At 48.1% G+C, this 9826-nt stretch carries 10 protein-coding genes; 7 read left to right on the top strand and 3 right to left on the bottom strand.

The window, feature by feature from the left end; genetic code table 11:
* The 3 genes from IQR33_RS32785 to IQR33_RS10615 form a co-directional block, all read right to left on the bottom strand.
* Positions 1-481, bottom strand: a 481-nt coding sequence (locus IQR33_RS32785) for a carboxyl transferase domain-containing protein (RefSeq protein ID WP_322631761.1), incomplete at its 3' end; no start/stop codon positions are given.
* Between the two features lie 25 nt (positions 482-506).
* Positions 507-1676, bottom strand: coding sequence for an isovaleryl-CoA dehydrogenase (locus IQR33_RS10620; RefSeq protein ID WP_005375766.1), 1170 nt, complete (start codon positions 1674-1676; stop codon positions 507-509).
* A 66-nt stretch (positions 1677-1742) separates the two neighbouring features.
* Positions 1743-2117 (bottom strand): MerR family transcriptional regulator, encoded by a 375-nt coding sequence (locus IQR33_RS10615; RefSeq protein ID WP_017821195.1) that lies wholly within the window; start codon positions 2115-2117, stop codon positions 1743-1745.
* A 275-nt stretch (positions 2118-2392) separates the two neighbouring features.
* On the opposite strand from IQR33_RS10615, the gene IQR33_RS10610 reads away from it, so the two are divergent.
* From IQR33_RS10610 to IQR33_RS10580, 7 genes are all read left to right on the top strand, one after another.
* Positions 2393-3604, top strand: a complete 1212-nt coding sequence (locus IQR33_RS10610; protein WP_193837737.1) for a thiolase family protein — start codon at positions 2393-2395, stop codon at positions 3602-3604.
* A 23-nt stretch (positions 3605-3627) separates the two neighbouring features.
* Positions 3628-5121 (top strand): CoA-acylating methylmalonate-semialdehyde dehydrogenase, encoded by a 1494-nt coding sequence (locus tag IQR33_RS10605; protein WP_064354633.1) that lies wholly within the window; start codon positions 3628-3630, stop codon positions 5119-5121.
* Positions 5122-5140: 19 nt separating this feature from the next.
* On the top strand, positions 5141-6295 hold the full coding sequence (locus tag IQR33_RS10600) for an acyl-CoA dehydrogenase family protein (RefSeq protein ID WP_193843690.1): 1155 nt from the start codon (positions 5141-5143) through the stop codon (positions 6293-6295).
* A 38-nt stretch (positions 6296-6333) separates the two neighbouring features.
* On the top strand, positions 6334-7119 hold the full coding sequence (locus IQR33_RS10595; protein ID WP_053349982.1) for an enoyl-CoA hydratase: 786 nt from the start codon (positions 6334-6336) through the stop codon (positions 7117-7119).
* Between the two features lie 8 nt (positions 7120-7127).
* Entirely contained in the window at positions 7128-8267 is a 1140-nt protein-coding gene (locus tag IQR33_RS10590) for an enoyl-CoA hydratase/isomerase family protein (RefSeq protein WP_193837736.1), read from the top strand.
* Positions 8268-8278: 11 nt separating this feature from the next.
* A complete protein-coding gene (gene mmsB / locus IQR33_RS10585) occupies positions 8279-9184 on the top strand; it encodes a 3-hydroxyisobutyrate dehydrogenase (RefSeq protein ID WP_193837735.1) in 906 nt (301 codons plus the stop codon).
* A gap of 110 nt (positions 9185-9294) precedes the next feature.
* The coding region (locus tag IQR33_RS10580) for an SDR family NAD(P)-dependent oxidoreductase (protein ID WP_193843689.1) at positions 9295-9826 on the top strand (532 nt) is incomplete at its 3' end.

The following is a 9826-nucleotide window of genomic DNA, read 5'->3' as shown; positions in this document are numbered from 1 at the left end:
CTTTGTCGGGGAAGACGTCGGACTGATGAGGGAGATTTGCGCCACCGGAGTCCACCAAGTACACGCAGGGGAGTTGGCAACGTTGGGCAATCTCTTGCGCTCTTAGGTGTTTTTTTACCGAGAGTGGGTAGTAGGTTCCACCTTTTACCGAAGCATCGTTGGCGATGACCATGCATTGAATCCCCTCTATGATACCAATGCCGGCGATAACACCAGCGCAGGGGATCTCTTCGTCATACACCTGCCAGGCGGCAAACTGGCTGATTTCAAGAAAGTCAGTGTTGTCATCAAGCAAGCGCGCGATGCGTTCTCGGGCGGGGAGTTTTCCTTTTTGCCTCTGGTGCTGAATGGCTTTTTCACCGCCTCCCAGTTTGATGGTATCGATGTGTTGATTCAGTTGAGTGACCAACGTTTCCATCACGGCTTTATTGGAAAGAAATAACTCGTCAGTTGGCTTAGTTTTACTTTTGATAATGGCCATAATGACTTCCTTGTCGTATGTTCCGTTAGCGAGATTCTTCGAACAGCTCTCGGCCTATTAACATGCGGCGAATCTCTGAGGTACCCGCGCCGATTTCATAAAGCTTTGCATCACGTAGCAAACGACCAGCAGGGTATTCATTGATGTAGCCATTCCCACCGAGCAGTTGTATTGCATCGAGTGCCATTTGTGTGGCGAGTTCTGCACTGTACAAAATCGCGCCAGCGGCGTCTTTGCGTGTTGCGTTACCTCGATCACAAGCCGCTGCGACGGTATATACATACGCTTTTGCTGCACTCATTCGAGAGTACATATCGGCGATCTTGCCCTGAACTAACTGAAACTCGCCAATGGGTTTTCCAAACTGCTCTCGTTCATGTACGTACGGGACCACAATGTCCATGCAAGCTTGCATTATCCCGAGTGGTCCGGCAGCGAGGACGACGCGCTCGTAATCCAGCCCACTCATTAACACCTCGACGCCTTGATTCAACTCGCCAAGAATATTCTCTTTTGGCACTACGCAATGGTTAAATACAAGTTCGCAAGTATTCGAGCCTCTCATGCCTAGTTTGTCCAGCTTTTGAGCATGAGTGAAACCTGCGAAGTTACGTTCAATAATGAATGCGGTAATGCCACGTGAACCTGCGCTGACATCCGTTTTAGCGTAAAGCACCACTACGTCAGCATCGGGCCCGTTTGTTATCCACATTTTGTTGCCATTCAGTACAAAATGGTCGCCCTTGTTCTCCGCTTTCAGTTGCATGCTTATCACGTCTGAACCGGCATTGGGCTCACTCATCGCTAGGGCGCCAACGTGCGTACCATCAATGAGTTTTGGAAGGTATTTTTCGCGTTGAGAAGGCGTGCCGTTACGAAAGATTTGGTTGACGCACAGGTTAGAATGAGCGCCGTAGCTTAGAGCGACAGACGCAGAGGCACGGCTGATTTCTTCCATGGCAACAACATGAGCGAGGTATCCCATGCCTGCACCACCAAGCTCTTCATCGACGGTCACACCAAGCAACCCCATTTCTCCCAACAAAGGCCATAAATGATTCGGGAACTGGTTATCGCGGTCTATCTCAGCGGCGATGGGCGCAATATGTTCCGTAGCAAAGGCATTAACGTGTTCTCGGAGCATATCGATGGTATCACCAAGTCCGAAATTGAGTGGGGTATAGGTGCTTTTCATAACGTCTCCCGGTATCAGAGGTAAGGTGGAAAAGCCGATAGCGGTGTTGCTAATTGAGTATAGCGTTTATGTCTGCTTGCTTTTGAGTGTTTGAATACAACGCTCCTTAGCGGCATTCAACTCAGCCATAACGACGCTGATGTCGTTGAGTTGTTGTTGTAGGACAGCTTGTTTCTCTTCAATGATATTGAGCATTTTCAACAACTGTCCTTCGGTTTGTTGCATGTCGTAGAGCTCGAAAAGTTCACGAATTTCTGCCAACGAAAAACCGAGTCGTTTCCCTCTTAAAATCAGTTTGAGGCGAATTCTATCCCTGCGTTGATAAACGCGCATATTGCCTTTTCGCTCTGGTTCAATCAGACCCACGTCTTCATAAAACCGGATACTGCGAGTAGTAATATCAAACTCCTTGGCGAGGTCACTGATCTTGTATTTTTCCATAACATACTTACCTCGAATAAAAATCCAGTTTCTGGAAATCGAACCTTTAATGGGAAGGTCGAACATCAACTTTGAAATATAAACGCCTGCTTGGTGTGTTTTTTCATCTCATTGTAAAGGCTAGTGCTATGCTTACGTAAACGTCAAGAAATCGCGGAATGAAAGTTTGTTAGTGAAAAAGGCGATAAAGGCTGGTGTGGCGCTTGGTGAGTAATTCTATGTAGGGTGTCATCATTCTGCCAAGTGTTCACATATACCTTAAGGGAATGCGAATCATGGGAAAAGACATCTGGATTGTCAGCGCGAAAAGAACGCCAATTGGGCGCTTTCAAGGCAAGTTGCAAACTTACTCTGCTCCTCAATTAGGCGCACTGGCGATCAAGGCGGCAATGCACGAAGTGAATGTGACTTCGGTGGATGAAGTGTTCATGGGATGTGTGCTTCCAGCAGGGTGTGGACAAGCTCCTGCGAGGCAAGCATCTATGGGGGCCGATTTTCCTTTGGGTGTAGGGTGCACCACCATTAACAAAGTGTGTGGCTCTGGCATGAAGAGCGTCATGTTAGCGCACGATCTCATTAAAGCTGGAACGATTCGCTCAGCCATTGCTGGTGGTATGGAAAGTATGACCAATGCGCCGTATTTGCTGAGGGAGGCGAGAAAGGGAATGCGCATGGGGCACCAGTCTACGTATGACCACATGTTTCTCGATGGGCTACAAGATGCTTACGAAGGGCACTTAATGGGTGTTTATGCTCAGCAAGTCGCTGACAGGCTTAAGTTCACCAGAGAGCAAATGGATGAATGGGCCGTGATGTCGGCAAAACGTGCGTTGGAAGCTCAAGAGCGAGGCTTGTTTGCCGATGAACTTTCGCCGGTTTCACTCAATACCAAGTCAGAACAAGCGGTGCTGGACTACGATGAGCACCCACGCTCGATTGACCTTGGTAAAATTCCTCAACTCAAACCTGCATTCGATGAAAAAGGTACGGTGACCGCTGCTAATTCGAGTGCCATTTCAGATGGCGCGGCGGCTCTTGTGCTTATGGATGAAGACACTGCGCGTCATCAGGGGCTTAAACCACTTGCGATCATCAAGGCGCACTCTACACATGCCAGAAAACCTGCAGAATTTACTTTGGCACCCGTCTACGCAATTGAGCAACTGCTGTTCCAGCTAGATTGGTCAATTTATGAAGTGGACCTGTGGGAAATCAATGAAGCCTTTGCCGTTGTGACACAAATAGCGGTGGCGGAACTTGGACTAGATACGAGCAAAGTAAATATTAAAGGTGGAGCCTGTGCACTTGGGCATCCGATAGGGGCTAGTGGCGCACGAATTCTGGTGACATTGATTCACAGTTTGCGTCAGCTACAAGCGCTAGGCACCAATGGTGATCTCGAAGCCAAAAAAGTGATGCGGGGTGTTGCGTCACTTTGTATCGGTGGTGGAGAAGCCACGGCGATAGGCATTGAAATACCGCTTTAATTGAAATCAGGAAGGAGTAAATGATGACTCGTTTGGTTCCCTTGTTTATTGGTGGCGAGTTTCGTGAATCTCAAACATCGGATTGGGTTGAGGTAACCAATCCTGCCACTAATGATGTCATTGCGTACGTTCCATGTTCCACAGAGCACGAGATGGAAGCTGCCATTGATAATGCGAAAGAGACATTCCAATCCTGGAAGGAAGTGGCAGTATCCGAGCGTGCCAGAGTCATGCTTCGTTATCAGCACTTGCTCAAAGAGCATCATGATGAGCTTGCCACACTGCTTTCTCATGAAACGGGTAAGATTTTAGCGGATGCTAAAGGCGATGTGTGGCGTGGTATCGAGGTGGTTGAGCAGGCGGCAAACATTGCTAGCAACATGATGGGCGAAACCGTCGAAAACGTTGCCACGGATATTGATAGTTACTCAATGATTCAGCCCCTAGGTGTGTGTTGCGGCATTACGCCATTTAACTTTCCTGCCATGATTCCGTTGTGGATGTTCCCAATCGCTATCGCTGCGGGCAATACATTTGTGCTTAAACCCTCCGAACAAGTGCCATTGACCTCTATTCGTTTAGCTGAATTATTTGAGCAAGCTGGCGCGCCGAAAGGAGTGTTGCAGATCGTTCATGGCCGCAAAGAGCAAGTCGACTTTCTTCTGGCTCATCCTGATATTCGAGCGGTGTCATTTGTTGGCTCGGTTCCCGTTGCCCGTTATATCTACACCACAGGGACTAAACATTTTAAACGGGTTCAAGCTTTTGCTGGTGCAAAGAATCACATGGTGATCATGCCTGATGCAAACAAAGATCAAGTGGTGAATAACCTAATCGGAGCCTCCGTAGGGGCTGCGGGGCAGCGTTGTATGGCAATTTCTGTTGCGGTATTTGTCGGCGATTCAAAACAATGGATTACAGACCTCAAACAGGCAATGGCGAAAGTACACCCAGGGCCTTGGGACGATGAGCAAGCTGCTTATGGCCCACTGATCAGTGAGCAAGCTAAACAACGCGTATTGGACCTAATTGAAGATGGCAAACAACAAGGCGCAGTGTGTGAACTCGATGGCAGTCAGTGTGAAGTGGAAGGCTTTCCCGATGGAAACTGGATTGGCCCAACCTTGTTTAGCGGTGTAACAGCGAACATGTCGATTTACACGCAAGAGATATTTGGCCCTGTCTTAGTTTGTATGGAAGTCGAAACGTTGCAAGAAGCTATTGAGTTAGTGAATCGCAACCCTTACGGCAACGGAACTTCTATATTTACCGCTAATGGCGCTGCTGCGAGAAAATATCAGCATGACATTCAAGTCGGTCAGGTTGGGATCAATGTGCCTATTCCAGTCCCTTTACCATTTTTCTCCTTTACTGGTTGGAGAGGCAGTTTCTATGGTGATTTACATGCGTATGGTAAACAAGCGGTACGTTTTTATACCGAGACTAAAACGGTGACGGCACGTTGGTTTGATGACGATATTCCGACGGGGCCCAATCTGACCATCCAACTGCGCTGAGTGAATAAAAGGAGCTTTTATGGACTTTGAACTTAATGAAGATCAACGTGCATTTGCCGATACCGCTCAGCAATTTGCCGATGAGTGTTTAGCACCGATGGCGGCGGAGTGGGATGAAAAGCAGATCTTCCCCAAAGACGTATTGAGAGAGGCGGGGGAACTGGGGTTTCTCAGTCTCTACACTCCAGAAGCGCAAGGTGGCCTAGGGTTAAGCCGTTTGGATGCTTCAATTATCTTTGAACAACTGGCCATGGGATGTACGTCCACTACGGCGTTTATGACGATTCACAACATGGTCAGTTGGATGATCGCGAGTTTCTCGAACGAAGAAGTGAGAGCCAAATATTGCTCTAAGCTGGTCTCTGGCGAGTGGTTGGGTTCATATTGCTTAACCGAGCCTAATGCGGGATCGGATGCCGCTTCGTTGGCCACAACCGCGAGCAAAAAAGGTGATACTTACGTGCTGAATGGCGGCAAAACCTTTATCTCTGGCGCAGGAGAGACAGATGTTTTGGTCGTGATGGCGCGAACCGGAGATGCGGGTGCCAAAGGTGTGTCCGCATTTGTTGTTCCTGCTCACGCTGATGGTATCAGCTATGGGCGCAAAGAACCCAAAATGGGTTGGAACAGCCAACCAACACGAGCGGTTACTTTTGAAAATGTCGTTATTCCAGCTAGCCATTTACTGGGCGAAGAAGGGCAAGGTTTTGTCTTTGCGATGAAAGGGCTTGATGGAGGGCGTATAAATATTGCGACCTGTTCCGTCGGTACGGCTCAACAGGCCCTTGAACAGGCGACACAATACATTCAGGAGCGTAAGCAGTTCGGCAAGCCGCTTGCGCAGTTTCAAGCCTTACAATTCAAATTGGCAGACATGGCGACAGAGCTAGTGGCTGCGCGGCAGTTGGTGCGCTATGCCGCCAGTAAACTCGACCGAAATGACCCTGATGCTACGGCTTATTGCGCGATGGCAAAACGGTTCGCAACCGATGTAGGTTTTCAGGTTTGCGACCAAGCGCTGCAGCTTTATGGCGGCTATGGTTACATCAAAGAGTATCCAATGGAGCGTCATTTCAGAGATGTGCGTGTGCATCAAATTTTGGAGGGAACGAACGAAATTATGCGCTTGATCATCGCGCGCCGTTTGCTCTCTGAGGAGTCGGCCTTGCTGTAGCGAAGTATTGGATTTGCTCATTGAGAAAGGATTCAGATATGCCATTAACCCAAGAAGCCATTCAACATACGATCACTAATCACGTTGCGGTGGTGACGATGAACAACCCGCCAGCCAATACGTGGACAGCAGAGAGCCTCAAGGTACTGAAGTCGCTGATACTCACACTTAACAATGATAAGCAGGTCTACGCACTGGTTTTAACCGGCAGTGGAGAAAAGTTTTTCTCTGCTGGTGCAGATCTCAAGCTATTTTCTGACGGTGACAAAGCGGTTGCGTTAGACATGGCGCGATGCTTTGGTGAAGCCTTTGAAATGCTCTCGGAATTCCGTGGTGTTTCCATTGCCGCTATTAATGGTTACGCCATGGGTGGAGGTTTAGAAGTGGCATTAGCTTGTGATATTCGAGTCGTTGAAGAGCAAGCGGTACTTGCTTTACCTGAAGCCAAAGTCGGACTTTTGCCCTGCGCTGGCGGTACCCAAAACCTCACAGCGTTAGTAGGGGAAGGCTGGGCAAAGCGTATCATTTTATGTGGAGAGCAAGTCAGCGCTGACAAAGCAAAAGAACTAGGCCTAGTTGAGGAGTTGGTTCCCAAAGGTGAAGCTTTAAGTAAAGCGCTGGAACTTGCTGAATCTGTTGCGAACCAGTCACCATCTTCTGTCGCCGCATGTAAGGCGCTCATTCAAAATATGCGCTCTGCGCCACTTAAGCACGGCTTAATGAAAGAGCGAGAGTTGTTTCTGAATCTTTTTGATACGGAAGATCAAGTTGAGGGTGTTCGCGCCTTTTTAGAAAAACGCCCACCGCAATGGAAAAACCGATAGGAGGCCACATGGCAGGGATGGTAACCATTAGTGAAATAGAGTGCTTAGATGGCGTGCACCGCATTGGTATCGCAACGTTAGACAACACCGCTTCATTGAATGCATTGACGTATGACATGTTAGTCCAACTTAACGATCAGCTTATCAAGTGGCAAGACGATCCGCATGTGACTTGTGTGGTACTTACTGGCGCTGGAGAAAAAGCATTCTGTGCTGGTGGCGATGTTCGAGCTATGTATCACGTCATGCATAACGAGAGTAAAGAAAAAATCGTAGAGTTCTGTACGAACTATTTCTCGTTGGAGTATGAGTGTGACTATCTCATCCACACTTACAACAAACCCATTATCGGTTGGGGAGAAGGTATTGTCCTGGGCGGTGGGATGGGGCTTTTTATGGGAACCAGCCATAAAGTTGTGACAACAACATCACGCCTTGCTATGCCAGAAATCAATATTGGACTGTATCCCGATGTGGGAGGTACGTGGTTTTTAAGCCAGATAGATCCGCAAGTGGGTTTATTCCTCGGATTGACAGGTTCCATGGTGAATTCAAGTGACGCTGTCACTATTGGTTTGGCCGATTGGTCACTGTTGGAAGAGCAGTATCCCACCTTACTGGATGAGCTAAAGCGGCTCCAGTGGGGCAAAGAAGATGCGAAAGAGTTGGTAACTGCACTACTACAGTTAATGGAAGAACAAGTTATTGATAGCAAACCAACCACGCAAATTTGTCCATACTTAGATCAGATAGAGGAAGCGTGCAAAGGCTTTGATCTTAATGCGATAGCACAGCGAATCATGGCTATCGAAGGGAATAGCCAGTGGATAGAAAACGCGAAACAAACGTTCGCATCGGGCAGTGCGATCACCGCGCATATTTGCTTTAGACAAGTGAAAGAGTACCACAGCTTACCGCTTGCAGATTGTTTCCGTTTAGAGTTGAGTTTGTCGGTTCGCAGTGCCTTATTAGGTGAGTTTAAAGAGGGCGTCCGTTCTCGGCTTATTGACCGGGATGGCGAACCTAACTGGATGTTTAACAGTGTCAGTGAAGTCGATGAAGATGTCATCGATACCTTGTTTACCTCACTTTGGCCGGATGACGAACATCCGCTTGCTGATTTGGGTGAACAAACACTAGGTCAATAAGGAGAATGATCATGAGTACCATCGCATTTATCGGTTTAGGAAGAATGGGGCATCCGATGGCGCAAAACATACTCGCGTCTGGATTTAACGTGCAAGTATTCGATGTCGATAGCGAAGCCGCAAAGCAACTAGTACCTTTTGGTGCGGTGGTGGCGAGCTCTATTGAGGAAGTCGTGGATGGTGCTAGCACAGTCATCACGATGCTACCAGCAGGGTCTCACGTTCGTTCCGTGTATCTTGGTGACTTACATGGTGGCGTAGGTGTCCTCAATCTTGTCTCGCCAAGTACCTTGATGATTGATTGTTCAACCATTGATCCGGACTCTGCGCGATTAGTCGCCAATGAAGCGGCAAATAAACGCGTGTTGTTTGTCGACGCGCCCGTTTCGGGGGGCGTTGCTGGCGCTAAAGCGGCGACATTAACCTTTATTGTTGGTGGTTCGGATCAAGCGTTTTCTAAAGCCAATGCCATTTTGCAGTATATGGGAAAAAATGTTTTCCATGCTGGCAAAGCAGGCGATGGTCAAATGGCGAAAATCTGTAACAACCTTATGCTCGGCATTTTAATGTCTGGTACGTGCGAGGCATTAAACCTAGGTATCGATCATGGACTCGATCCAAAAGTGCTATCAAACATCATGCTGCAAAGCTCTGGCCGAAATTGGGCATTGGAGCTTTACAATCCTTGCCCAGGCGTGATGGACAGTGCGCCAGCCAGTCACGATTACCAACCGGGCTTTATGAGCAAACTCATGCTGAAAGATCTCGGCTTGGGGTTAGATGCGGCGTTACAAACACATTCTTCGGTTCCGATGGGGTCGTTAGCGCGCAACTTATATTCTTTCCACAACGCGAGCGGCCACGGCGAACTCGATTTCTCAAGCTTATTTGAGTTATACAAGAGTAAGAAAGGCTAGACCGAGTTTTGTGACAAACCAGCCCGAGATGGTGACGTAAAACGCGCATCATTTCGGCCAACTTAGACTGGTTGAGATAGAGAACATTACGAGCTATGGAGTGCACCAATATGGACATAAAAAGTAGTGTTATTGCCATTACAGGAGCAGGGCAGGGGCTTGGGCAAATGATGGCCATTACCCTTGCTCAAGCTGGCGCTGATTTAGCGTTGTTGGATGTAAACGCCAGTGGCTTAATGGAAACACAAGAGCAGTGTCGAATGCTGAGTGCGAAAGCGTTGACATATCAAGTGGATGTCACCAACGAAATCGACGTTGAAACCACGTTTGAAGCGATTATCCAAGATTTTGGTCAACTCAATGGGTTAGTCAATAACGCTGGCGTATTAAGAGATGGGTTACTTGTAAAAGCAAAAGATGGCGTGATCAGTAAGATGTCTTTGGATCAATTCAATTTGGTCATGAACGTTAACGTGACAGGAACATTTTTGTGTGGGCGTGAAGCTGCCGTCAAGATGATTGAGAGTGGCTCCCAAGGCGTTATCATCAATATTTCTAGTGTTGCGAGAGCAGGGAATATCGGACAAACCAATTATTCTGCGTCAAAAGCGGCGGTCGCGACCATGGCGACAACATGGGCTC

This window comes from Vibrio sp. OPT46, assembly GCF_015163535.1.
GTDB classification, from domain to species: Bacteria; Pseudomonadota; Gammaproteobacteria; order Enterobacterales; family Vibrionaceae; genus Vibrio; species Vibrio alginolyticus.
The sequence above is the reverse complement of the archived record's forward strand: the minus strand, read 5'-3'. Positions and strand labels throughout refer to the sequence as shown.

Excerpts from the sequence above, each read along its gene's own strand:
- IQR33_RS10620 (WP_005375766.1), bottom strand. The coding sequence starts at position 1,676 with ATGAAAAGCACCTATACCCCACTCAATTTCGGACTTGGTGATACCATC.
- IQR33_RS10615 (WP_017821195.1), bottom strand. The coding sequence starts at position 2,117 with ATGGAAAAATACAAGATCAGTGACCTCGCCAAGGAGTTTGATATTACT.
- IQR33_RS10610 (WP_193837737.1), top strand. The coding sequence starts at position 2,393 with ATGGGAAAAGACATCTGGATTGTCAGCGCGAAAAGAACGCCAATTGGG.
- IQR33_RS10605 (WP_064354633.1), top strand. The coding sequence starts at position 3,628 with ATGACTCGTTTGGTTCCCTTGTTTATTGGTGGCGAGTTTCGTGAATCT.
- IQR33_RS10600 (WP_193843690.1), top strand. The coding sequence starts at position 5,141 with ATGGACTTTGAACTTAATGAAGATCAACGTGCATTTGCCGATACCGCT.
- IQR33_RS10595 (WP_053349982.1), top strand. The coding sequence starts at position 6,334 with ATGCCATTAACCCAAGAAGCCATTCAACATACGATCACTAATCACGTT.
- IQR33_RS10590 (WP_193837736.1), top strand. The coding sequence starts at position 7,128 with ATGGCAGGGATGGTAACCATTAGTGAAATAGAGTGCTTAGATGGCGTG.
- mmsB (WP_193837735.1), top strand. The coding sequence starts at position 8,279 with ATGAGTACCATCGCATTTATCGGTTTAGGAAGAATGGGGCATCCGATG.